Genomic DNA, 22,690 nt, shown 5'->3' with positions numbered 1-22,690 from the left:
CCTAAATCAGGCCAACAACGCTCGCACCCAAGACCGCGCCTGCACCCACTAGGCCAGCCACGAAATAGCCAAACCAGCTGCCGCCCTGTTTGGGAGCGCTATCGCCGTTCTGCCCGAAGTCGGTCATCAGTTTGATCTCTGGCAAAGGCGCTTGTTCAGGTGCGCCGCCCTTTGCTGGGAAGCGGTCTTCGATCCGGCGGATAAGATCGGGCAGGCGCATGAAGGTTTGCGCATCTTCTTTCAACCGCTCTGCCACCGCTGCCTCTGGTCCCAGCTCATCGCGGATCCAATCGCGCACATAAGGCGCGGCGGTGTCCCACATATTGATATCAGGATTGAGCTGCGTCGCGATCCCTTCGACCATCACCATGGTTTTTTGCAAGAGCAGCAGGTGCGGCTGTGTCTGCATGTCAAAGTCGCGGGTGATCGCGAACAATCCGTCGAGCATTTGGCCCACGGAAAGCTCTTTCACCGGCTTGCCGCGCATCGGTTCACCCACCGCGCGCAGAGCCGTCGCAAATTCATGCACCGAATGGTAGCTCGGCACATATTGCGCCTCGAAGTGAATCTCGGCGACGCGTTTGTAATTGCCCGTGGTCAGGCCATAGAGGATTTCTGCCAGCCATTGGCGCGCGCGCCGGTCGATCCGCCCCATGATCCCGAAATCAATTGCAACGATAGTGCCGTCGGCCTGCACAAACAGGTTCCCCTGGTGCATATCGGCATGGAAGAAACCGGCGCTGATCGCTTGCGTCAAAAAGCTGATGACAAGGTGCTGTGACAGGGCGTCAAGATCATGGCCTGCCGCCAAAAGCTCGTCACGCTTGGAAATTTTGATGCCGTCGACCCACTCGATCGTGAGCACGCGGCCATTGGTGCGGTCCCAGTCAATCGCCGGGATACGGTAACCACCAACGCCCGCCATATCCTCGGCAAGTTCAGATGCAGAAGCCGCTTCGCGCCGCAGGTCGAGTTCGGAATAGGACCAGCGTTTGAAATTGGCGATGGTCGCGCGCGGACGCAGACGGCCCGCTTCTCCGCCCATGGCCTCTACGTGAGCGGCCGCCCATTCGTATGTCGCAATGTCTTGTGCAAACTTTTCCTTGATACCGGGGCGGAGCACCTTGATCGCAACTTTGCGCCCATCGGTTGTCACGCCCTTGTGCACCTGCGCAATGGAGGCAGCGCCCACAGGCTGCGGGTCCACTTCGGAAAAGAGCGCGTCCAATGGCTGGTCAAAGCTCGTCTCGATCGACTGTTTGATCAGCTCAAAATCGACCGGCGGCAGATTGTCCTGAAGCTGCAAGAGATTGTGCGCCGCTTCCTCACCCACAAGATCGGGGCGGGTGGCAAGGGACTGCCCAAGCTTGATCGCAGCAGGGCCAATCGCACGAAAAGCGCCAGCGTAATCGCGCTCCCCCTTCTTGCTCGTAAAGGTCGCAAGGCGCGCCAGCTTGGCCAGCCGCTTTACCGGTGGCGGGGCATTGGGGTCGTCTTCGATCCCCACAAGCGCGCGGCGACGCGCAAGGGTGATACCCCATCTGGCAAGACGGAAAAGATGCGTGGCAGGAGAGGTCACGTCGCTAGACTTTCCACCCCGAGTGAATGGCAACCGCACCGCCAAGAATGATCTCGGCCTTGGTGTTCACAAAACCGGCATCGCGGATCATTGCTTCGAATTGCGGCGCGCGGGGGAATTTGCGGATCGATTCGGCGAGGTAGCGATAGCTTTCGGTATCGCCTGCAATCACCTGACCCATGCGCGGCATGATGTGCATTGAATAAAGGTCGTAAATCTCGCGAAAGCCCGACCAATCGGTGACCGAAAATTCCATGCAATAGAACCGGCCACCCGGGCGAAGGACGCGAAGGGCCTCTTTCAGCGCCTTTTCCTTGTGCGTCACATTGCGAATGCCGAAAACGATCGTGTAGGCATCAAAGCTGTTCGAGGCGAAGGAGACTTCCTCTGCGTTCTGCTGTGAGAAGACGAGGCTGCCTGCGCCTTCTGCCTCGTCACGCTCCATCGCGCGCTCTGCTCCCACATCGAGCATTTCCTGATTGATATCGGCAACGGTGATATTCGCGCCCCGGTCCGCCATGCGAAACGCAATGTCGCCCGTTCCGCCAGCCATATCGAGGATGTTTTCACCGACCTGCGGTTTCACCCGCTTAACAAAGCGATCCTTCCAGCCGCGGTGCATGCCAAAGGACATCGCATCGTTCATGATGTCGTATTTCTTGGCAACGCTGCTGAAGACCTCACCCACGCGGCGGGTCTTTTCCTCTGGGCTTACGTTTTCATAGCCAAACGAGACAGTGTTGGAGGCTGGGTCAGATGTGCTTTCACTCATGAGGGGTGCCTTAGAGGGAATTGCGGCAGGCGCAAAGGGTGATAAGGGGTGATGAATGCCTGAATTACCAGAAGTTGAAACAACGGTCCGTGGCCTTGCAAAGTTCCTTGATGGCGCGCGGATCGAGCGGGTGACGTTGAACCGCCCCGATTTGCGCCGCCCGTTCCCGCAAGATCTGGTGCAGGTGATGACGGGCGCGACTATTACGAGCCTCTCACGCCGGGCGAAATATGGGCTCTTCCATCTCGACCGGGAACAGTCGGTGATATTCCATCTTGGCATGAGCGGGCGCTGGCGGATTGATCCTGACGAACCCGATAAACATGATCATATGGTGGTGGAGACGGCGCAAAACCGCTTTGCCCTGTGCGACCCCAGACGATTCGGTTCGGTCGATATGGTGGCCACCAATGCGCTGGATGAGTGGGGCCCGTTTGCGAGCCTTGGGCCTGAGCCGCTCGGCCCTGACCTTACGCCCGCCTATTTGAAGGCCGGGCTCAAAGGCAAAGTTCAAAACATTAAACTGTGTCTGCTGGATCAGCGAGTCGTTGCAGGCCTTGGCAATATATATGTGTGCGAGGCTCTGTGGCGTTCTGGTATCCGGCCAACCAAGCAAGGGGGTAAGGTGACGCGCCCCCAATTGGAGCGGCTGGTGCCTGCGATCAAGCAAGTGCTCGCGGCGTCCATTCGCGATGGAGGCTCGTCTTTGCGCGACTATGCGGCACCTGATGGGGAGCTTGGCTATTTCGCAACCCGCTTTGATGTGTATGGTCGGACAGGCGAGCCGTGCCACCATAACGATGGCGGTATGATCAAACGGATCGCCCAAGGCGGGCGCAGCACGTGGTATTGTCCCGTGTGTCAGAAGTGATCGCCGGAAGTGACTACAGGCAAAGTTTCCTTGCCTTTCGCGCCGTTTCACACTAGGTGCGCCGCTTTCCAGCGGTGAATCGCCGCTTTTTCGTATAGCCGATTGAAGATTTTCCGGGCTTATTCAAGCAGCCCTTACAGAACGCGAGACAGAACAGACCTATGGCCAACACGCCTCAAGCCCGTAAGCGCATCCGTCGCAACGACCGCCGCGCAGAAGTAAACACCGCGCGCATGAGCCGCATCCGCAGCTTCGTCAAAAAAGTCGAATCAGCATGTGAAGCTGGCAACAAGGACGAAGCGGCCGCCGCTCTTAAAGCTGCTCAGCCAGAAATGGCTCGCGGTGTTGCACGCGGCGTGATGCACAAGAACACTGTGGCACGCAAAATGTCGCGCCTGACGAAGCGAGTCGCAGCGCTCTGATTCGTTTTTTGGAAGCGGTAAGCTAGTTAACTTTACCTAGTTTACCCCCTCGCAGAGTTACTAAGGGTCGTGTCTGATGACACGGCCCTTTTGTTTTGCCTGCAGCATCGTGGGTCTCGTTCCCAAGAATGCGCAGAAATCCTGCGATTCGCGGTCTCAAAATCGACATATTGTTTAAATTCAATGCGTTAAACGGAGGGCTGCGGGGTAGGCCCGAGTCAACACAAATATTTAAGATTTGTTGCAATTGATCGCTTGCGCTCACCTGCCAATTTGCGCTTATTAGAGGCCTACCCGGCGCGGGACAGTCCGGGTTCATATCTTTTGATCGACAGGTTAGCCTGTGGAGGGTGCTTCACGGGAGGGGAATCCTTTTATCCAGTCGAATGGTCATTGGTTTTACCTTGGAGGGGCGCTTTCCAGGGATGGTGAATATTTGGGGAAGTCATGGGTTATAATACAGATAAGGCGCGGGCAACGCGGCGGAAAGCTGATGACGATTTGATGGAAGATGCAGAAGCAGTGAACCTGGCCGCCGACTGGGCCGACATTAGCCAGGGTTTGAAAAAGGATCTGGGGCATCAATTGCACAGCCAGTGGATCAAGCCGATCCAGGTTGGCGGCATCAATAAGGAAACGGGCACGCTTGACCTGTTCCTTCCAACAGAATTTTCGGCCAATTGGGTCAAGGATCGCTTTCATGACCGGCTGCAGCTGGCCTGGAAGATCATGCGCAGCGATGTGCGCAGCGTAAATGTTCAGGTGCACCCTGGCCGCCGCCAGCTGCCCGAGCTGCGCCTTGATGATGGCCGCCGCCCCGCCAATGATGGCGCAAGCGCAATTGCGGTTGCTGCCGGGACGATCAACGATTCGGGCTTCACCTCAAGCGTGGGTCTTGATCCCTCGCTGACGTTTCAGGCTTTCATTACCGGTGAGGCGAACGTTCTGGCCTGCAATGCAGCGCAGCGCATGGCCGCAACCGAACAGCCGCAATTCTCGCCGCTTTATCTGAAAGCGGCCACCGGTCAGGGCAAAACCCACCTGCTCCACGCGATCGGCCACGGCTTCCTCGCATCGCACCCGCGTGCACGCATTTTCTACTGTTCGGCAGAGCGGTTTATGGTGGAATTCGTTCAGGCTCTGAAAGCCAACCAGATGATCGAGTTTAAAGCGCGCCTGCGCAGCTTTGACCTTCTTCTGGTGGACGACATCCAGTTCATCATCGGCAAGGCGTCGGCTCAAGAAGAGCTGCTCTACACGATTGACGCTCTGCTGGCCGAAGGTAAGCGTCTGGTGTTTGCAGCAGACCGCGCACCGCAGGCATTGGACGGTGTCGAACCGCGCCTTCTCTCGCGTCTTTCGATGGGTCTTGTCGCCGATATTCAAGCCGCCGATATTGAACTGCGCAAGAAAGTGCTTGTCTCCAAGCTTGCGCGTTTTGCGCCGCTTAGTGTGCCAGAAGACGTCATCGACTTCCTGGCTCGTACCATCACACGCAATGTTCGCGAGCTGATCGGTGGCCTTAACAAGCTCATCGCTTACGCGCAGCTGACCGGCCAGGAGGTTTCGCTACAGCTTGCAGAAGAGCAGCTCACCGATATCCTTTCCGCCAACCGCCGCCGCATCACAATTGACGAGATTCAGCGCACGGTTTGCCAGTTCTACCGGATCGACCGGTCGGAAATGTCATCCAAGCGCCGCGCGCGCGCTGTTGTGCGTCCGCGCCAGGTGGCGATGTACTTGTCAAAGGTTCTGACGCCTCGGTCCTACCCAGAGATTGGCCGCAAGTTTGGTGGCCGCGATCACTCGACGGTTATCCACGCCGTTCGCCTGATCGAGGATCTGCGCACACGCGATGCCGATATGGACGGCGATGTGAGGAGCCTTCTGCGGCAGCTGGAGAGCTAAGCGGACAGTTAATTCGCACACAATTTGCTCATTGTTTGCCTCGGGGTTTCAACAGGGCGGTCCACAGCCGCCCTCCCCGGCAAGCCAACAGCTCGTCAACCACTCGCCAACACATAATCAACAGGGCTATGAACAGCCCTGTCGACAGGCCACGCACAGGCTGTAAACAGCTTATCCATGAGTTTGTCGACACCCCTTTCCCCCGCCAGACTAGACCGCTTTGCCCGCCACATCGTGCTGCCCGAAATCGGCGGCGCGGGTCAGGTGGCGCTCGCTGGAAAGCACATTGCGGTGATCGGGCTTGGCGGAATTGGCTCGCCTGCGCTCCAATATCTGGCTGGTGCCGGGATCGGGCGCTTTACCCTTGTCGATGACGATGTGGTGGATGCGAGCAACCTGCAACGCCAGACCATCTTTACCTCGCGCGATATCGGCCACGGCAAGGCAACAAGCGCGCGCCGCTGGCTCGCCAATTTCGACGACGCGCTCGAAGTGAACATTTCGGACAGCCGCATCACCGCCGAAAACGTCGGCGATCTCATCGCAGGCGCTGACCTTGTGCTTGATGGTACCGATAATTTCGCAACCCGCCTCGCCGTTTCCGACGCCTGCGTGGCAGAGCGCGTCCCGCTCTTGTCCGGCGCAGTGGGCCGCTTTCAAGGCCAAGTGGGAGCATTCGCTGGGCACTTGGTGGGAAGCCCGTGCTACCGCTGTTTTGTCGGCGATGCCTTTGATGCAGAAGACTGCGACACCTGCGCCGAGGACGGAATGCTGGGCGCAATGGCCGGATGGACCGGAAGCTTTGCCGCCATGCAGGCGGTGCGCGTCCTTCTTGCAGGCGTCAGCCGTTTTGGTCAGCCCATGTGGGGCAAGCTCCATATCCTCGATGGGATGCAACCTGGAATGCGCACCTTAAGCATTGCCAAGGACCCCGCGTGCAAAGGCTGCGGACAAGCGGGTTAGCGGCGCCAATTTTTCCTACACGCCCGCATTCTGGCACGGGATTTTCTTGGATGCAGTTATCGGAAAATTCGTATGGCCAAAAATTTATGAGCAAAGTGTCTCATAGCCCAAAACCATCAAGACATTGAAATACCGTGTCATTTCCCATTCCAAATCCTACCCTATGAGACAGTGGTGTCTCATAGGGCAGTTCCAGAGGCGGTCCGAATCACCGGTTCGCTTGTTTTTGGGACCCTGCTTCCAGCCCTAAGCGTTTACAATGCACCGCCAGAGCAATTAAGCCTTTTGAATAAGACAAGTAACTCAGGATCGACCGCCAATGATCACGCTCCTTTCGCCCGCCAAAAAGCTCAATTTTGACGAGCCGCAAACCTCTCTCGAGATCACGCGCCCGCGCCTTGAGGACGACACGCGCGAGATCGCTGGCGTTGCAAAAAAGCAATCGGCCAAGGACCTGGCGAAGCTGATGCATATCTCGGACAATCTGGCTGAGCTGAATGCCGAGCGGTTCAAGGCGTTTGATCTCGACGGACGGAGCAATTCGGCAAAGCCTGCGGGGCTCACCTTTGATGGCGACGTTTATTGGGGGCTTGAGGCGAAATCTCTGGGTGATGAGACGCTCGCCTACGCGCAGGACCATTTGCGCATTCTGTCCGGACTTTACGGCGTGCTGCGGCCGATGGATGCGATACAGCCTTACCGGCTTGAGATGGGCACAAAGATGAAAAACCCGCGCGGCAAATCTCTCTATGACTTTTGGGGTAGCCGCATTGGTGAGCAATTGGCAGGCGACCTTGAAGGCCACGGCGACAACACCATCGTCAATCTTGCTTCCAACGAATACTTCAAAGCAGTCGATACCTCCGCGCTTCCGGGCAAAGTGATCGAGGCGACCTTTCTGAATGTGAAAGACGGCGAGGCGCGTCGCCTGATGTATCACGTTAAATTCGGGCGCGGCCTGATGGCGCGCTGGATCATGGAAAACCGCATCGAGAAAGCCGACGACCTCAAGGGCTTTGATGCGGAAGGCTATACGCTGGACGCCAAGGCTTCGACCGAGACCGAGCTTGTGTTTACGCGGCCCCAACCACCTGTGAAGAAAAAGTAGGCGTGCAAAACCGCCATGAGCGACGATAAATCCTCGAATGATCTGGCTGAAGATCGCACAAACCTGGCGGAAGACCGGACCGATTGGGCAGAGGATCGCACGCTTATGGCCAATGAGCGCACCTTTGCTGGCTGGATGCGCACAGGGCTTGCCGCGGTGGGTATCGGCCTTGGTTTCAACGCCCTGTTTGGCAAGCTGGAGCCCGCCTACGTGCCAAAGGCGATCGCCTCGCTCTTTATCATGATCGGCATTTTCATTTTCTACTCAGCCCAGCGCAAAGCGTGCGCGGTCACAACCCGGCTTGAAGCGCACAAAGCCGATCCGCTCAACACAATGAACATGCGCCTGATCGCTGCATTCATGGCGCTTGGAAGTCTCGGCCTTGCTGCCGGTATCTGGTTGATGGAGTTTTGATTTTGGTCTTGAGCGCTGTCTCTCAGCGCCCCAGGACTTCATCCACCCACTGCGGCACAACTTGCGTTGCAGGTCCATGGCGGGCCTCGTGGAAGATGGCTGTGCCTTCGCTGGGTTCGAGATTGAGCTCAAGGGTGCGTGCGCCAAGGCGCTTGGCTTGTTGGACGAAGCCAGCTGCCGGGTACACTGCGCCGCTGGTGCCGATGGAAACAAAGAGGTCGCATTGCAGCATCGCCTGTTCGATGCGGCGCATCTGGTACGGGATCTCGCCGAACCAGACGACATCGGGGCGCAAGGTTGGCGCCTGGCAAACGGGACACGGCGGGCGGTCGATCATAGAGGCGTCCCAGCGAGACCGGGTCTCACACGCATTGCACAGGGCCGACTTCAGCTCCCCGTGCATATGACAGACATTGGTGGACCCGCCGCGTTCGTGCAGGTCGTCAACATTTTGGGTCACAAGGAGAAAATCGCCGGAAAACGCACGCTCCAGCTTCGCCAGAGCATCATGCGCTGCATTGGGCTCCACATCCGCCAAAGCAGCACGCCTCGCATCGTAAAAGCCCAGCACCAAATCGGGATCGCGGGCAAAGCCTTGAGGCGTTGCGACGTCCTCGATCGAGTGCTTTTCCCACAATCCGCCGCTGTCCCGAAAAGTGTCGATCCCGCTTTCTGCGGAAATTCCGGCCCCTGTTAGGATGACGATGCTGCTATAGTCTGCCATGATCATATGAAACACTGCGCGCACGAGGGAAGCAATGGCGAAATTTGCAGTTATCGGACACAAAGGCCGGATGGGTCAGGCACTGGCCACCGCTATCGAGGAGGCTGGCCACGAGTTTTGCGTGGGCGTCGATCTGGGTGGTGACCCTGCCCCACTGCTGGGCCAATGCGAGGTCGTCGTGGACTTTTCGTCGCCGGAGGCCTTGGCGGGCAATCTGAAAGCCGCGCAGCTTGCTGGCATTCCGATCCTGATTGGTACAACGGGCCTGGGCGATGCAAACTTCGCTGCGATTGACGAGGCGGCCAAGTCCATCCCCGTCTTGCAAACGGGCAATACTTCGCTTGGCGTCACTTTGCTAAGCGCACTGGTCAAACAGGCGGCACAGCGGCTGGGTGATGACTGGGATATCGAAGTGCTCGAGATGCACCATCGGCACAAGGTAGACGCGCCGTCCGGCACGGCCAAGCTTTTGGGTGAGGCAGCCGCGAAGGGGCGTGGGGTAAGCCTTGCTGACACAATGGACAGCGGGCGCCACGGGCATACCGGCGCGCGAAAAACTGGCGATATCGGCTTTGCGAGCCTGCGCGGCGGGAGTGTCGCGGGCGATCACTCGGTGATCTTTGCTGGTGAGCAGGAGCGCCTGACTTTGTCCCATTCCGCTGAAAACCGGATGATTTTTGCGCGCGGCGCGGTGCGCGGGGCCGAGTGGTTGATTGGCAAGCCTCAAGGGCGCTACACCATGGAAGATGTGCTGGACCTTTAGTTCCAGTTGAGCCGGGGGGATCACAATGTCGGGTGTTGAGGCGGAAGAGCGCTCAGGATTGCGGGCCAAGCTTTACGAGCAGCTCTTTGTCGGCGCGCATCCCGACGGACGGCTGACGATCCTCAACCGCTTGCTGATTGTAACGATTATTCTGGCGGTTCTGGGCGCGGCGCTTGGCACTGAACCAAACTTGTCTGACGGGACGCACCGGGCACTGCTGATCGGCGAACTGGTCTTTGGCACCATATTCCTGGGCGAATATGTCGCACGGATTTACGCCGCTGCCGAAGCGCCGGGAGAGGGTTCTGCATGGAGCAAACGCTGGGCCTTTATGCGCAGCTGGCTTGGCATTGTGGACTTGATCGTGGTGGTCGCAACGCTCGCGCCATTGATCGCAGGGGATGCAGCGGTCCTCAGGGTTCTGAGGCTTTTCCGTGTGATCGCTGTTATGAAATTTGGCCGCTTCAATCAGGCGATCCAATCGGTGTGGAGAGCGATTGCCGATCGTGGCGACGACTTGATCGTGACCGCTGCCTTGGCATTCGTCTTCGTGCTGACAGGGGCAACCCTGCTTCATATCGTTGAAGGCGATATTCAGACCGACGCCTTCGGCTCGATCCCGCGCGCGCTGTGGTGGGCGGTTATCACGCTGACCACGGTGGGATATGGCGATGCCTATCCGGTCACCATTTTGGGCAAGATTATTGGAGGGCTTCTGGCGATGTCAGGCGTGGCCTTTGTGGCCATGCCCACCGGCATTATCGCCGCCGCCTTTTCCGATGCAATGCAGGCGCGGCGCGACCAGAAAATCCAGGAAATGCGCGAGCATCTTGAGCGGCTTGACGAGATCGACGAAAATGTTGTCGCCAAGCTTGAGAAACTGGAGCGGGCGAGCCACAAGCCGCCTGAATGAAACAGATAGAACAATGACCAAAGACCAGATTTTCGAGTTTTTCCGGCGGCTTGCCGAGGACAATCCCGAACCTGAGACCGAGCTTGAATATGGCAATGCCTATCAGCTGGTGGTGGCGGTAGCCTTGTCGGCGCAGGCGACCGATGTGGGGGTAAACAAGGCGACGCGGGCGCTGTTCGCGCAGGTCAAAACGCCGCAAGAAATGCTTGATCTGGGCCTCGAGGGGTTGATCGGGCATATCAGGACGATTGGCCTGTTCAACTCAAAGGCGAAGAACGTCATCGCCTTGTCGCAGCTTCTGATCGACGAATACGGGGGAGAGGTTCCCGACACACGCGATGATCTGGTGCGATTGCCCGGAGTGGGCCGCAAGACGGCCAATGTGGTGCTCAATTGCTGGTTCAAACAAGAGACCTTTGCGGTCGACACGCATATCCTGCGGGTGGGCAATCGCACGGGGCTTGCCAAAGGCAAGACGCCCGAAAGCGTGGAAGCAAAGCTGGAAAAGCGCGTGCCCCAGCCTTTCCGCCTGCATGCGCATCACTGGCTGATCCTGCACGGGCGGTATGTGTGCAAGGCAAGAACGCCGGAATGCTGGCGTTGTAGTCAGGTGGACCTATGCAGCTTCCGCAAGAAGGTGACGGAAAAGCCGAAGGGGCGGGCGTGAGCTACAATGAGAAGAAATCATCCCTGAGGCAGGCAATCAAGTTTTTAGGCTTCCTAGCGGTTGTACTCGGTCTAATGGGGTTCCTTATCGTTAACCTCGTTTTCCCGGGCCCTTATACCTCCACATATCCCAGACCCTTTGATACTCAGGTTTGGAACGAGGCAGACACTTGGAGCTACGACCGATGTGGGATGGTGGCTGACCTACGCTTTAGAATCGGTCTTGAAGGGAAAACTAAGCAGGAGGTTGAAGCATTACTCGGTCCGGACGAAAATGAAGTCGAAGATCCAAGCCTCAGTCATTGGCACCTCTGCCCCAGTTTCTTGGACATTTGGATACTTGAGGTTCGCTGGCAAAACGGTCGAGTTTTCGATTCATGGGTTCGTGACACCTGAATCAACACCAACGGTCATTTTCGGCCGTAACAAGAGCGACTTACTTAGATAGTGCGAAGCATGTCCCTTAGGCCGATCTGGGAGCGTTGCCATGAGCGCGTAGCCGAGCTTTTCGTAGAACGGCTTTGCCTGCCAGCTTGTGGTCTCGACCAGAGCTTTCTCGCAATTGTGCTCTCGCGCATAATCCTCGGCCTCGCCCATCAGCCTAGCGCCGATCCCTGTGCCGCGCGCGCTTTCATCGAGCCACACGAGCTCGATGTGCAGCGTGTTCCAATAACACACCGCACGAATGCCGCCTTGAAGGGTGCCTGCGTCATCTTTGACGAGGACGAAGAAGCGCACCTCTTCTGCGACCTCTTCGAGATCGGGAACATGCGCTTTGTTAAAGGCGACAATGCCCTCGCTGAGCGTAGCGGCGTCCTTGGCTGCCGCTTCGCGCTCAACGGTAATGGGCATTAAACATCATCCGCGCTGACCATCTCGGCCTTGTCGATCTCACCGGTCAGCGCCGCGACTGTCGTTGCCACCGCTGCATCGCCTGAGACATTGGTGGTTGTGCGCATCATGTCCATTATGCGGTCGATACCAGCCACCAGAGCAATGGTTTCCAGCGGCACGCCGACCGCGCCGAACACAAGCACCATCATGATCAGGCCAGAACCCGGGATGCCTGCCGCCCCAATTGCGCCAAGCGTGCCAAGGACCGAGATCAGGACATAATCGCCCCAGCTTAAATCCACCCCGAAGACCTGCGCCCCGAACAATGTCGCAAGGCCCAGATACATGGCGGTGCCGTTCATATTGATCGTCGCGCCAAGGCTGATGACGAAGCTTGCGACCGAGTTCGACACACCAAGGTTCCGGCGCGCACAGCGCAAGGTGACCGGCAGCGTCGCATTGGAGCTGGCCGTGGAATAGCTGACCGCGATGGCGTCGATGATGCCGCGGAAGAAGTCTATCACCGGAAGCTTGGCAATGAATTTGATCATGCCGCCATAAATGAAGCCGATGATGAGGAAACAGCCAAGGTAGTTCAGCACCACCACAATGCCGAGCGCCTGAAGCGCATCAACCCCCAGCGTGCCAGGCCACCCACGCCATAAGCGCAAAGACGCCAAACGGGGTCAGCTCCATTACCACCATAGTGACTTTCTGCATGACGACAGAGCCGGACTCGAAGATTTTGAGAACAGGCTCTCCGTCCTCTTTTGCCATCAAGATGCCGATGCCGATCAGGAGCGAGAAGATGATAAGCGGCAGGACGTTCACATCCGCCATGACCTGAACCGGGCTGGAGGGGACCATCTCAAGGATCATCTGCTGGATCGTGACGCCGTCTTCTTGCCGCGCCTGAGCGCGTTCGAGAGCGGCCGCGTCGAGATTCATCGCGCTTGCATCAAGGCCAGCGCCCGGCTTCACCAAAGTGCCTATGCCAAGGCCCAGCCACACCGCCATTTGACCGGTGACTACGAACAGAAGAAGAGCACGCCAACCAACACTGCCAAGCTTGCGCAAGTCCCCGATACTGGCGACCCCTGCGACGAGGCTGAAGAAGATCAACGGCACGACCAGCATCTTGATAAAGGCAATGAAGATATCGCCCACGATCTTGATGGACGCCGCACCCGGCCCCCAGATGTAGCCGACGATAATGCCAAGAATGAGTGCGCCGATAACCCGCTGCCACAGCGGGATCTGGAACCATGTTTTCATGTGTTTCTACGCCTCTTCTTGCGATGTCTTGAGAGCAAGCGCCCCGAGCGCTGCTTTTGTGTAAATGCGGGTGAGCTGATCCAGATCGGGAATGGCCACCGCTTCATTGCGCTTATGCATGGTTGCATTGCACAGGCCAAATTCAATCACGGGACAAACGGCGCGAAGGAACCGCGCATCGGATGTGCCACCTGTCGTAGAGGCTTCTGGTGCGATGCCGGTTTCTTCCTCCACGGCCTTTGCCAGCATGTCCGAAAATGCGCCCGGTGCGGTCAGGAACGGCTCGCCCGAAATGATCGGCAATGCGCGCCCGCCGTGTTTCTCCGCAATCGCTGCGACGCGCTCCGAAAGCGAAGCGCCTGAATGCAGATCGTTGAAGCGGATCGAGATGCGCGCCTTGGCCTGTGCCGGGATCACATTGTGCGCTTTATTCCCGACACCAATATCGGTGATCTCGAGGTTGGATGGCTGAAACCAGTCGGTGCCCGTGTCGAGCACCAGTTCGTCGAGCTCTTTGAGCATAGCGACAAGCTTCGGAATGGGGTTATCGGCCAGATGCGGGTAGGCAACATGGCCTTGTGTGCCCTCAACCGTCAGCCAGATGTTGACCGAGCCACGCCGCCCGATTTTCATCATATCGCCCAAGCGGTTGACGCTGGTGGGCTCTCCTACAAGGCAAAGGTCGGGCTGAATGCCTTGCGCGCACATATAATCGATCAGCGCGCGCGTTCCGTGGAGTGCCGGACCCTCTTCATCGCCTGTGATGATGAAACTGATTGTGCCTGCATCCGCCGGGATGTCGTGCACAGCTGCCGCCATACACGCAATCGCGCTCTTCATATCGACCGCACCGCGCCCGTATAAAAGTTCGCCTTCCTCGGTTGGTACGAAAGGGTCGTTTTCCCAGCCGTCGCCTGGCGGCACCACATCGAGGTGGCCTGCGAAGGCGAAATGCCCCGACCCTGCGGGCCCTTTGCGAATGGCAAAGAGGTTTTCGACCGGCGCCTCATCGCTGCCCTCATCGCCGTCCCCTCGGGTAAAGCGGTGGATTTCAAATCCGAGCGGTTCCAACAGAGCCTCCATCTCGTCGAAGACCGGGCCTGTAGCGGGCGTTATGGAAGGGTGCGAGATTAGACGCGTTGCGTAATCGAGGGCTATACTCATGGGCCACATCGCTAGCAGGAGCCTGCCCAATGCCCAAGCTTGATTTGAGCGCCATCGCGCAAACCAATGCCACCGGCTACCCGCCTCCCTTTGACGAACCGGTCAAGGGGCGAAACTATCGCCGATTGGCGCCAGCCGCCGGGCTAGGGAAGCTTCGGGCCAGCCATGTGGTGCTGGAGCCGGGCGCATGGTCCTCCCAGCGCCATTGGCACCGCGACATTGACGAGCTTCTGGTGATGATTTCAGGCGAGGCTGTGCTGATCGAAGACGAGGGTGAAACTATCCTTCGCGCAGGCGATATTGTCGCGTGGCCAGCAGGCGAGAGGAACGGCCACCATTTGCAAAACAGGGGCGATGCGCAGTGCGTCTTTCTGGTGGCAACCGCCGGTGACTACGACAGCGATGGCGGCGAATATCCGGATATCGATATGGTGTTCGAGCCGGACGGCTATTTCCACCGCGACGGGACACGGTACGAAACGGACCGCATCCCGTAACCGCCTTAGGCCGTTTCAAACTGTTCGATCACCCATTCTTCGTCTTCGGCGGCCGCAATCCACTGCGCCATCCAGTCATGCTCCCAGATCGCCTGCATATAGCTTTGCGCAAAACCGGGGACACCGATCCCGTAGGTGATGAAGCGCGAGACGACGGGCGCATAGAAGATGTCCGCTGCGCCAAATGTGCCGAACAGGAATGGGCCAGATGACCCATGGCGCGCACGCGCCTCGGCCCACAGTTGAAGGATGCGCACCACTTCGGATTGGGCTTTTTCGGAAAGGTTTTCCAGCGGGACACGGCTGCGCACATTCATCGGCATTTCGCTGCGCAATTCGCCGTAGGATGAGTGCATTTCCGCAACCATGGCCCGTGCCATGCCACGCGCGGCCTCGTCCTTTGGCCAAAAGCGATCGCGCCCGACCTTGTCGGCAAGATATTCCATGATCGCAAGGCTGTCCCAGATAACATTGTCGCCGTCCCAAAGGATCGGAACCTTGCCAGATGAAGGCTGAAACTCTTCGCCTTGCTTTTGCGCCTCCCAATGCTCGCCCATAAGCGGCACGGTGATCTCTTCGAAATGCAGGCCCGATTGTTTCGCCGCAAGCCAGCCGCGTAGGGACCAGGAAGAATAATTCTTATTGCCAATGATGAGTTTCATATCTCTGCCTGTGTCCACCTTACGGGCCTGAATTTCCGAGCAACCTAGATATTCAGGCTTTCGCTGTCGAGCCTGAACGGGTTACAATAGTGCATCTCAACCTCCTGGAGCTCGCCTCGTGTCCGATCCCCATTCTCGTCTGGCCCCTTTCCATTTGGCATTTCCCGTCGATGACCTTGAAGAGGCGCGGCGTTTTTACGGCGGCGTGTTGGGCTGCGAAGAGGGGCGATCATCACGCGAATGGATCGACTTCAACTTTTACGGCCACCAGATCGTCGCGCATCTCGCGCCCGCGAACAGCCGCGATGCCGCCACCAATCATGTCGACGGGCACGGTGTCCCGGTTCCGCACTTTGGACTGGTTTTGGAAATGGACACCTGGGAAGCGCTGGCGCAAAAATTGCGCGATGCCGCGACAGATTTCGTGATGGAGCCGACGGTGCGTTTCAAGGGCAAGCCAGGTGAACAGGCGACGATGTTCCTGCGCGATCCGGCGGGCAATGCTCTGGAGTTCAAGGCATTTGCCGACCAGGGCCAGCTGTTCGCGAAGTAAGGCGGAATTAACGCTGTTTCCAAGTAACCGCTTAGCAAGCATCCGGTATTTTCCGAAGGATGTTGGAAGCTCTAACAGCCATCGTATTCGCAGTCGCGTCAGGCAATGTCGCGGTGACTGCGGTATCTGACGTACAGGCCGATAACCGGGCTCTGGTACAGGCTGATAGAGCGGCTGAGACGGCACAAGACAGCAGAGCTGCTCGGATTGCCCGAATGCGCGCCAAGATGCGTTCATCAGGGCCAAGAGCATCCCGCGTTCGCTGTGCCCATGCGGCGTGTGACCCGTGCGACGCAGGCGGCTCAAACACGCCGCAAAATGCGCAGGCAGCGCCTTCCCAAGTGGCGGTGAGCAATCGCGCCAGCACGCAGCCGACTTCGTGCGATAGGCCGACTGCCTAAGCTTTCAGGCCACAACTTCCGGCCAAAACTTCCGGGCAGTGCCCATCTTCCACAACCTGATAACCGGCCATGGGCCAGCGCATCGCGCGGCCATTTAGCCGCAGCTTAAAAACAGAGCGCGCATACGAAATCGCCGGGCACCCATCGGGGCACCCGGCGATCACAGGCCGCTGGCAAATGGACAGACTTGCCGGCGTCTTTGAGTTGCGTCTGTGTTTACTGGCTCACGGTTGCCGAGTTGCCGTTGCCGGATTGAACGACGTCAGAGAAGTTGCCATTGGTCGCCTGATCAACGTCAGCGGAGTTCAGATCGCCATTTTGCGAGATGAAGCTGGTGTTGTCATTGCCCGACTGCAGCACGTCAGCAAGGTTGCTGTTGCTGGTCGCGCTTGCACCCTGCTCGATACCGCTAAAGTTACCGGTGCCGGTCTGGTTGACGAGTGCAGTGTTGAACGAACCACCGCTAAAGCCCTGATCGACGAAGCTCTCGTTATTGTCAGCTAGCTGGTTGACGGTCGCGCTGTTGTTGTCGCCGTCCTGGAACACGGTTGAAGTGCTCCCGCTGACCAGTCCGCCGCCGGAGCCCTGATTGACATCAGCAAAGTTGGTATCGCCGCCCTGAATTGTAAGGTCGGTGTTGTTGTCGCCGATCTGGTCGACAAACACCGTGCCCGAAATGCCGGTTTGCGTGACATCAGAGAGGTTGCCTGAACCTTCCTGAATGGTCTCTGCAACGTTGGTGAGACCGCTTTGCGCGATGCTTGCGGTGCTGCCCGAGCCGTTGTCCTGGTCAATCAGAGCAATGTTCGAGCTTGAACCGCCACCATTGCCGGTTTGCGTGATCGTCGCGGTTGCATCATCAGACAGGACGTCTTGGACAACAATAGCCACATCGTCGCTTGCGTCACCGGTTTGGGTGACGGTCGATGTGCTGTTCAGGCCGTTCTGGAAAACGCCCGCTTCGTTCGAACCGCTTGCATTTTGTGTGATGGTTGACGTGTTGCCATTGCCAAAGGATTGATCGACGCCTGCAACATTGTTGTCGCCTACTTGCGTGATGGTCGACGAGTTCGAGTTTTCTTGAACCACGTCAGCGCTGTTGCCGTTGCCGGTCTGGTCGACTGTTGACGAACTTTGCGCGGCTGCCGGAGCCGAAATGGCAAGAGCTGCGACAGATGCACCTGCAAGAATGATCTTTTTCATGGGTCTGGTCCTCTGGTCTTCTTGTTTTGTGCGCGCTTACCGATGGCTGCACGCTTCCCCGCCGTTTTCGCCCCCAACAGTTTCAGCAAAGTTAACAGAGAGGAAATGGCGACCTACGCAAAACTGCCGAGCAATTTTATATGGTGAATCAGAATTTTAGAGACGCGGGGCCAATCAAGGGATGGCCAAGAGGGCGTTAACAGGCGACCCGCAAAATCCCGAGGATTGCAGGGCAGCATGCGATTTTCTGTTAACTAATTCTCGAAGTAACCTTCACCCAAAGCATCAGCGACGACAGCGGCACGAAGTTCTTCGATACCCATGCCTTTTTCGCTGCTTGTTAGGTGCAAAGTTGGAAAGGCAGCCGGATGCTTGCGCGATTCGTCAGCGATTCGGTTCGCCACACGCTCAAGCTCGCTCGCTTTGACCTTGTCGGTTTTGGTGAGAACGATGCGATAGCCAACCGCAGCCTCATCGAGCATTTTCATCATCTCGCGATCGACGTCTTTGAGGCCATGGCGGCTGTCGACCAGCACAAGGTTGCGCGCGAGCACCTGGCGTCCGCGCAAATAGGTGCGCACCAGCTTCTTCCAGCGCTCGACCACTTTAACGGGCGCCTTGGCAAAGCCATAACCCGGCATATCGACAAGGCGAAACAGGGATTTGCCGTCCGGCACATTGGGATCGGCCATGCCGATTTCAAAGTAGTTGAGTTCCTGTGTGCGCCCCGGGGTCACCGAAGCGCGCGCAATCGACTTGCGCCCGGTGAGCGCGTTCAACAGCGAGCTTTTGCCCACATTACTGCGCCCGCAAAAGGCGATCTCCGGCACGGTGGGTTCGGGCAGAAACTTAAGCTGGGGTGCGGACAAGAGGAAGTCCACGCGGCCTGAAAACAGGCGCGAGGCTTTACGCTCGCGAAGCTCTTGCGCGCGGCGCTGTAGCTCTTCCTCGCTTGGCCCGGTCATGGCCTTACGCCCCGCCCTTTTCGGCTTTTTCGCGCTCTTTTGCCTGCGCTTTCTCGGCTTTCTCTTTTTCCGCAGCGGCACGCAATTGCGGGTGCTTGGAATAAAGGAAGCTTTGCTGCGCCACAGTCAGAATGTTCGATGTTACCCAGTAGAGCAGGAGCCCTGCTGCAAACGGTGCCATCACGAACATCAACACCCACGGCATAAGATTGAAGATCTGCTGCTGCATCGGGTCCATCGCGCTGGGGTTCAGGCGGAAGGTGAGCCACATGGTGAAGCCCATCAGAACCGCCAAAACGCCAATACCAAGGAAGCCAGGCACGTCATATGGCAGAAGGCCAAAGGCGTTGAGGATCGTTGCGGGATCGGGGCCGGAGAGGTCCTTGATATACAGGAACGGTTCGTGCCGCATTTCGATCGCGAGATAGAGCACTTTATAAAGCGCAAAGAAGATCGGGATCTGGATGATCAGTGGCAAACAGCCAGCGAGCGGATTGACCTTCTCTTCCTTGAACAGCTCGGCGATTTTCGCCTGCTGGGTTTGCTTGTCGTCTTTGTAACGCTCTTGCAGCGCTTTCATCTTGGGCTGGATCGCCTTCATTGCGGCCATCGACGCGAATTGCTTTTGCGCAATCGGGAACATCAGCCCGCGGATAAGGACGGTGAGCAGGATAATGGCGACGCCGAAATTGCCAACCAGGCCATTGAGCGTGCGAAGCAGCCACAAAAGGGGCTTTTCAAACCACTCGAACCAGCCCCAGCTGATCGCCTTGCCGAAATAGGTGATGCCGGTGTCCTCGTAAGTGTCGAGGATTTCGCTCACCTTGGCGCCTGCGAAAAGCTGTGTGTTCTGTGTCAAAGTGCCGCCAGCGGGCACGGTTTGGGCATCATAGATAAGGTCGGCACGGAACAGATTGCCGCCAAGCGAACGCCAGCCCGCTGTATCGGTTTCGCCCTCGCCCGGGATCAAAAGGCTTGCCCAATAGGTGTCGGTAAAGCCGAGCCACGAGGCAGCGCCAGCCGGCGAATCGCGGCCAAGCTCTGCGAGCTCTTCGTAAGAATTGGGATCGTAAAGTGACCCGCCAAATACACCGGTCGGGCCAGCATGCGCGATAAATTGATCGGGCGAGGCGTTGGTGCTGGTGCGTTTGATAAAGGCGAAAGGTTGAACGATTGTCGCTGCCTCTGACCCGTTTTCAACCGATTGGTCGACCGCGATCATATAGGTATCGTCGATCGAGAATTTGATCTTGTAGGTAATGCCGTTCTCATCGGTGCGCGAAAGCGTCACCGGTGTGTCGACGTTCAGCGTATCTGCATCCGCTTCCCAGATGGCACGGCTCGACATGCGCTCGCCTGCGACAACAAAGCCAAACTCGGCGAAATGCTCGATGTCGGTGTTACCCGGTGCAAGGAAACGCACAGAGCCGCTGTCTTTGTCAGTGGTCGCGCTGTAATTCCTGAGCACAAGGTCATCGATCCGTGCGCCAACCAGATTGATCGAACCGGCAACACTAGGCGCATCGATTGTGACGCGGGTTTGTGATGCAAGGGCCGTTTCCAGATCGACAGGACCCTTGACAGGCTCTGCTTCGCCGGCAGCATTCGTAGCGCCCGGAGTGGCACCACTTGCAGATGCCGTGCTTGGCGAGGTGGCGGTCGAGGGAGCCTGCGCATTTACATCAGCCTCAGCGACATCCGCCTCGGGCGGTGTCGGATATATATACCGCATACCCACATCCCAACCCAGGATGAGCAAGCCTGAAAGCACGACGGCGAGCAGAAGATTACGCTGATTGTCCAAGATGTAAGCCCTAAGTGATCGCTATCTGAAAATAAGGTGGTTGAAGTGTATTATATGGGTAAGACGCTGACGATTCCAATGCCATTATGGCACCGGGTCATGGCCATGCCCTCCCCAAGGATGGCAGCGCCCTATACGCTTTAGCCCCAACCATCCACCCTTAAGGGCACCATGTTTCTGGACTGCCTCAATCATGTACTGGCTGCAAGATGGAGAATAGCGGCAGGTCGGCGGTAAAACGAGCGAGGGACCATATTGCCACGCCTTTGCCATGAGGATCAGAACGTACTTCATTTGGGCCGCCTGCCCGGCTGACCTTTGATCGAGCCCTTTCGTGGTCGTCGCCCTCTGGCGCTGTCGCCTTTGCCCTCGCCTGCACGCTCGAGCGCGCTGACAAGGTCCTTTGCAAGAGCGGTGAAATCGCGCTCGACCCCGCCTGCTCTGCCAATGAGAACATGGTCGTGATCGGCAAGGCCGTGTTCGGGAAGGGCCCCGCGCAAGAGTTCGCGGAAACGCCGCTTCATCCGGTTGCGGACAACCGCATTGCCAATCTTCTTGGTAACAGTGATCCCGTATCTTACGCCCTCGCCCCCGTTGGGCCGGGTCAGCAGAACGAATCCCGTCTTCGCATTTCGCAGGCCCTTATTGGCGGCCAGAAAATCCGCGCGCTTCGTAAGAACCTTTTGCATAACCGAATCAATAACGCATACGGGCCCCCATTGGGAGCCCGCAAGTTCACATCAAATCTGGCCAGACAGCCACTTGATTTGCGATGCGCTCAAAAAGCGCAGGATCGCTGTGTCTACCGGTAGAATTAGGCAGAGAGCTTGCCACGACCACGCCGACGGCGGGCGCGGATCACTTTGCGGCCACCCGGGGTAGCTTTGCGTGCAAAGAAGCCGTGCCGACGGGCACGCACAAGATTGCTAGGCTGGAAAGTCCGCTTCATTTCGTCCTCGAATATTTGCTTGGCTGCCGCCGCGCATCCCTGATCGGGTTGATGCGACGATGCCTGTGTTAGACCTCTTTAAAACAAGCGGCCTGTGTCAAGCGCGCGCAACTATGGAAAAGCTCTTCATGAGTCAAGCAAAGACGTGTCTGCAAATGCAATCTTCGCTGCTGTCTTCACGCCAATACCCATGCCGGTCACGTCTCCGTAATCGATCACAGGTGTCGCGGTGTTCAGCGCAAGTGTGCCCAAATCCATCGAAGCAATCTTGGCATCGGTGGCTGCGAGATTATCGCGCACCCGTTCGCAGAAGCTGCAAACCGCCTCAATCTGTTCAGCGTCAACACGGCGCGCGGCATAACGCTGCGGCGACAATTGCGCAGGCGCAATCCAGCCTCGCATCTCGTCAGCTTTGAGCCAGCGTGCGCTTGCATGCGGAACCGAGTTGGTCATCGCATAGAATTGGCGGGCCTGGTGCTCGCTCATTCCCATTTCGACATAATAGTCGAGATAGAGGCGGTGCGCAGGGTGATCTGGCGCAAAGTCGTCCGCCTCGCGACCGTGATTGTCGAGCCATGAGTGAACGGCAAAAGTCGCGCCGTCCTCGATCGAGCGGGTTTCACCAGCAAGGAACAATTCGACTGCGCCGGAACGAACAGAGCCGCCGCGCGGCACGTGGGTGGAAATCCCCGCCTCGCGGATTTTGCGTCCCACAGCGAGATTGGCGATATCATTGCTGGTGCCCGGCGCCTCGACCATCTCAAGGGTTGCGATTGCCGGAAAGTCGCGCAGCATGGCATCGAAATCCTGTGGGCTGCGACCGTTGGTGGAACTGACCATTTTGGCCACTGTCGGGCTTGTGACCAGAAACGGGCCGTATTGCGCAAGCGCTGCCGAAGGGCGCGTGGCCGGAACATTGACCGCATAGCGCGCGGCGTTGCGTGTCTCCGCAACTGCCGCGCCGTTTACAATCGTAATGACATGGGTTGGCAGAGTTTCGACATCAGGGCCGACCTCGTCATCGGCAACCTTGACCCAGCGGCCCTGGACAGGGTCCCATTCCTCGACCCAGCTTTGCGTTTCGACCGTACGCGATCCGCTATGGCTCCCTGCATAGTCCTGCGCCCAGAGAGGGCTGGATACGAAGGCCATTTGCGCGGCGATGAGAATTGCGGCAATTCTTTTCATGCCTGCAAAAATATGCCGCAGCCCCTTCACGAACTGCCAAAGTTTATACTTACAAAGTCCTTTCGTAGTCGCACCAAGCGCCTCGACAATAA

At 57.8% G+C, this 22,690-nt stretch carries 25 protein-coding genes and 1 pseudogene; 12 read left to right on the top strand and 14 right to left on the bottom strand.

The window, feature by feature from the left end; genetic code table 11:
* Position 1: 1 nt before the first annotated feature.
* Both ubiB and AC0V6Q_RS13615 read right to left on the bottom strand, forming a co-directional pair.
* Entirely contained in the window at positions 2 to 1,579 is a 1,578-nt protein-coding gene (ubiB, locus tag AC0V6Q_RS13620) for a 2-polyprenylphenol 6-hydroxylase (RefSeq protein WP_486168919.1), read from the bottom strand.
* Positions 1,580 to 1,583: 4 nt separating this feature from the next.
* Positions 1,584 to 2,351 (bottom strand): class I SAM-dependent methyltransferase, encoded by a 768-nt coding sequence (locus AC0V6Q_RS13615; RefSeq protein WP_486168918.1) that lies wholly within the window; start codon positions 2,349 to 2,351, stop codon positions 1,584 to 1,586.
* Between the two features lie 55 nt (positions 2,352 to 2,406).
* Between AC0V6Q_RS13615 and mutM the strand changes: the two genes are divergently transcribed.
* The 6 genes from mutM to AC0V6Q_RS13585 all read left to right on the top strand — a co-directional run bounded on the left by mutM (position 2,407) and on the right by AC0V6Q_RS13585 (position 8,037).
* Positions 2,407 to 3,222 carry a bifunctional DNA-formamidopyrimidine glycosylase/DNA-(apurinic or apyrimidinic site) lyase gene (gene mutM, locus AC0V6Q_RS13610; protein ID WP_486168917.1) on the top strand — a complete coding sequence of 272 codons (816 nt, stop codon included), beginning with the start codon at positions 2,407 to 2,409 and terminating at the stop codon, positions 3,220 to 3,222.
* Positions 3,223 to 3,383: 161 nt separating this feature from the next.
* Positions 3,384 to 3,644 carry a 30S ribosomal protein S20 gene (gene rpsT / locus AC0V6Q_RS13605; RefSeq protein ID WP_034962102.1) on the top strand — a complete coding sequence of 87 codons (261 nt, stop codon included), beginning with the start codon at positions 3,384 to 3,386 and terminating at the stop codon, positions 3,642 to 3,644.
* A 447-nt stretch (positions 3,645 to 4,091) separates the two neighbouring features.
* A complete protein-coding gene (dnaA, locus tag AC0V6Q_RS13600; RefSeq protein ID WP_486168916.1) occupies positions 4,092 to 5,552 on the top strand; it encodes a chromosomal replication initiator protein DnaA in 1,461 nt (486 codons plus the stop codon).
* Positions 5,553 to 5,729: 177 nt separating this feature from the next.
* Positions 5,730 to 6,515 (top strand): HesA/MoeB/ThiF family protein, encoded by a 786-nt coding sequence (locus tag AC0V6Q_RS13595; RefSeq protein WP_486168915.1) that lies wholly within the window; start codon positions 5,730 to 5,732, stop codon positions 6,513 to 6,515.
* A 319-nt stretch (positions 6,516 to 6,834) separates the two neighbouring features.
* The gene (yaaA, locus tag AC0V6Q_RS13590) at positions 6,835 to 7,623 is read left to right on the top strand and encodes a peroxide stress protein YaaA (protein ID WP_486168914.1); all 789 of its coding nucleotides are present in this window, start codon (positions 6,835 to 6,837) and stop codon (positions 7,621 to 7,623) included.
* A gap of 15 nt (positions 7,624 to 7,638) precedes the next feature.
* Positions 7,639 to 8,037 (top strand): YidH family protein, encoded by a 399-nt coding sequence (locus AC0V6Q_RS13585; protein ID WP_486168913.1) that lies wholly within the window; start codon positions 7,639 to 7,641, stop codon positions 8,035 to 8,037.
* A gap of 22 nt (positions 8,038 to 8,059) precedes the next feature.
* On the opposite strand, the gene AC0V6Q_RS13580 is transcribed toward AC0V6Q_RS13585, so the two are convergent.
* The gene (locus AC0V6Q_RS13580) at positions 8,060 to 8,761 is read right to left on the bottom strand and encodes an NAD-dependent deacylase (RefSeq protein ID WP_486168912.1); all 702 of its coding nucleotides are present in this window, start codon (positions 8,759 to 8,761) and stop codon (positions 8,060 to 8,062) included.
* A 34-nt stretch (positions 8,762 to 8,795) separates the two neighbouring features.
* On the opposite strand from AC0V6Q_RS13580, the gene dapB reads away from it, so the two are divergent.
* Genes dapB through nth form a run of 3 tightly spaced genes read left to right on the top strand, consistent with a single transcriptional unit; the run spans position 8,796 to position 11,104 of the window.
* Complete coding sequence (dapB, locus tag AC0V6Q_RS13575) at positions 8,796 to 9,524, top strand: 4-hydroxy-tetrahydrodipicolinate reductase (protein ID WP_486168911.1); 729 nt, start codon at positions 8,796 to 8,798, stop codon at positions 9,522 to 9,524.
* 25 nt (positions 9,525 to 9,549) lie between these two features.
* Positions 9,550 to 10,437 (top strand): ion transporter, encoded by an 888-nt coding sequence (locus AC0V6Q_RS13570; protein ID WP_486168910.1) that lies wholly within the window; start codon positions 9,550 to 9,552, stop codon positions 10,435 to 10,437.
* A 13-nt stretch (positions 10,438 to 10,450) separates the two neighbouring features.
* A complete protein-coding gene (gene nth / locus AC0V6Q_RS13565) occupies positions 10,451 to 11,104 on the top strand; it encodes an endonuclease III (protein WP_486168909.1) in 654 nt (217 codons plus the stop codon).
* A gap of 374 nt (positions 11,105 to 11,478) precedes the next feature.
* Here nth and AC0V6Q_RS13560 read toward each other — a convergent pair whose 3' ends face one another.
* The 3 genes and pseudogenes from AC0V6Q_RS13560 to dapE form a co-directional block, all read right to left on the bottom strand.
* The gene (locus tag AC0V6Q_RS13560; protein WP_486168908.1) at positions 11,479 to 11,955 is read right to left on the bottom strand and encodes a GNAT family N-acetyltransferase; all 477 of its coding nucleotides are present in this window, start codon (positions 11,953 to 11,955) and stop codon (positions 11,479 to 11,481) included.
* A pseudogene (locus AC0V6Q_RS13555) lies at positions 11,955 to 13,212 on the bottom strand (dicarboxylate/amino acid:cation symporter). Before AC0V6Q_RS13555 ends, AC0V6Q_RS13560 begins: the two are co-directional and overlap by 1 nt.
* Before the next feature lie 6 nt (positions 13,213 to 13,218).
* Positions 13,219 to 14,376, bottom strand: coding sequence for a succinyl-diaminopimelate desuccinylase (gene dapE / locus AC0V6Q_RS13550; protein WP_486168907.1), 1,158 nt, complete (start codon positions 14,374 to 14,376; stop codon positions 13,219 to 13,221).
* A 29-nt stretch (positions 14,377 to 14,405) separates the two neighbouring features.
* Between dapE and AC0V6Q_RS13545 the strand changes: the two genes are divergently transcribed.
* Entirely contained in the window at positions 14,406 to 14,873 is a 468-nt protein-coding gene (locus tag AC0V6Q_RS13545; protein ID WP_486168906.1) for a cupin domain-containing protein, read from the top strand.
* A gap of 5 nt (positions 14,874 to 14,878) precedes the next feature.
* Here the strand turns inward: AC0V6Q_RS13545 and AC0V6Q_RS13540 are convergent, their stop codons facing one another.
* Positions 14,879 to 15,535, bottom strand: coding sequence for a glutathione S-transferase family protein (locus AC0V6Q_RS13540; RefSeq protein WP_486168905.1), 657 nt, complete (start codon positions 15,533 to 15,535; stop codon positions 14,879 to 14,881).
* A gap of 118 nt (positions 15,536 to 15,653) precedes the next feature.
* Here AC0V6Q_RS13540 and AC0V6Q_RS13535 point away from each other — a divergent pair, with 118 nt between their 5' ends.
* Positions 15,654 to 16,088 (top strand): VOC family protein, encoded by a 435-nt coding sequence (locus AC0V6Q_RS13535; RefSeq protein ID WP_486168904.1) that lies wholly within the window; start codon positions 15,654 to 15,656, stop codon positions 16,086 to 16,088.
* A 59-nt stretch (positions 16,089 to 16,147) separates the two neighbouring features.
* Positions 16,148 to 16,489 (top strand): hypothetical protein, encoded by a 342-nt coding sequence (locus tag AC0V6Q_RS13530; protein ID WP_486168903.1) that lies wholly within the window; start codon positions 16,148 to 16,150, stop codon positions 16,487 to 16,489.
* A 216-nt stretch (positions 16,490 to 16,705) separates the two neighbouring features.
* Here AC0V6Q_RS13530 and AC0V6Q_RS13525 read toward each other — a convergent pair whose 3' ends face one another.
* The 7 genes from AC0V6Q_RS13525 to AC0V6Q_RS13495 all read right to left on the bottom strand — a co-directional run bounded on the left by AC0V6Q_RS13525 (position 16,706) and on the right by AC0V6Q_RS13495 (position 22,598).
* Positions 16,706 to 17,692, bottom strand: coding sequence for a hypothetical protein (locus AC0V6Q_RS13525; protein WP_486168902.1), 987 nt, complete (start codon positions 17,690 to 17,692; stop codon positions 16,706 to 16,708).
* A gap of 254 nt (positions 17,693 to 17,946) precedes the next feature.
* Complete coding sequence (gene yihA / locus AC0V6Q_RS13520; protein ID WP_486168901.1) at positions 17,947 to 18,657, bottom strand: ribosome biogenesis GTP-binding protein YihA/YsxC; 711 nt, start codon at positions 18,655 to 18,657, stop codon at positions 17,947 to 17,949.
* Positions 18,658 to 18,661: 4 nt separating this feature from the next.
* Positions 18,662 to 20,461, bottom strand: a complete 1,800-nt coding sequence (gene yidC, locus AC0V6Q_RS13515) for a membrane protein insertase YidC (protein WP_486168900.1) — start codon at positions 20,459 to 20,461, stop codon at positions 18,662 to 18,664.
* A gap of 84 nt (positions 20,462 to 20,545) precedes the next feature.
* The gene (gene yidD / locus AC0V6Q_RS13510) at positions 20,546 to 20,755 is read right to left on the bottom strand and encodes a membrane protein insertion efficiency factor YidD (protein WP_486168899.1); all 210 of its coding nucleotides are present in this window, start codon (positions 20,753 to 20,755) and stop codon (positions 20,546 to 20,548) included.
* Positions 20,752 to 21,150, bottom strand: a complete 399-nt coding sequence (gene rnpA, locus AC0V6Q_RS13505; RefSeq protein ID WP_486168898.1) for a ribonuclease P protein component — start codon at positions 21,148 to 21,150, stop codon at positions 20,752 to 20,754. The genes yidD and rnpA overlap by 4 nt, the downstream gene beginning before the upstream one ends.
* A 125-nt stretch (positions 21,151 to 21,275) precedes the next feature.
* Positions 21,276 to 21,410: a 50S ribosomal protein L34 gene (gene rpmH / locus AC0V6Q_RS13500; RefSeq protein WP_486168897.1), complete on the bottom strand. Its 135-nt coding sequence runs from the start codon at positions 21,408 to 21,410 to the stop codon at positions 21,276 to 21,278.
* Between the two features lie 126 nt (positions 21,411 to 21,536).
* Positions 21,537 to 22,598, bottom strand: coding sequence for a hypothetical protein (locus tag AC0V6Q_RS13495; RefSeq protein ID WP_486168896.1), 1,062 nt, complete (start codon positions 22,596 to 22,598; stop codon positions 21,537 to 21,539).
* Positions 22,599 to 22,690: the final 92 nt, after the last annotated feature.

The sequence above is a fragment of the Erythrobacter sp. S227 genome (assembly GCF_057364925.1).
The sequence above is the reverse complement of the archived record's forward strand: the minus strand, read 5'-3'. Positions and strand labels throughout refer to the sequence as shown.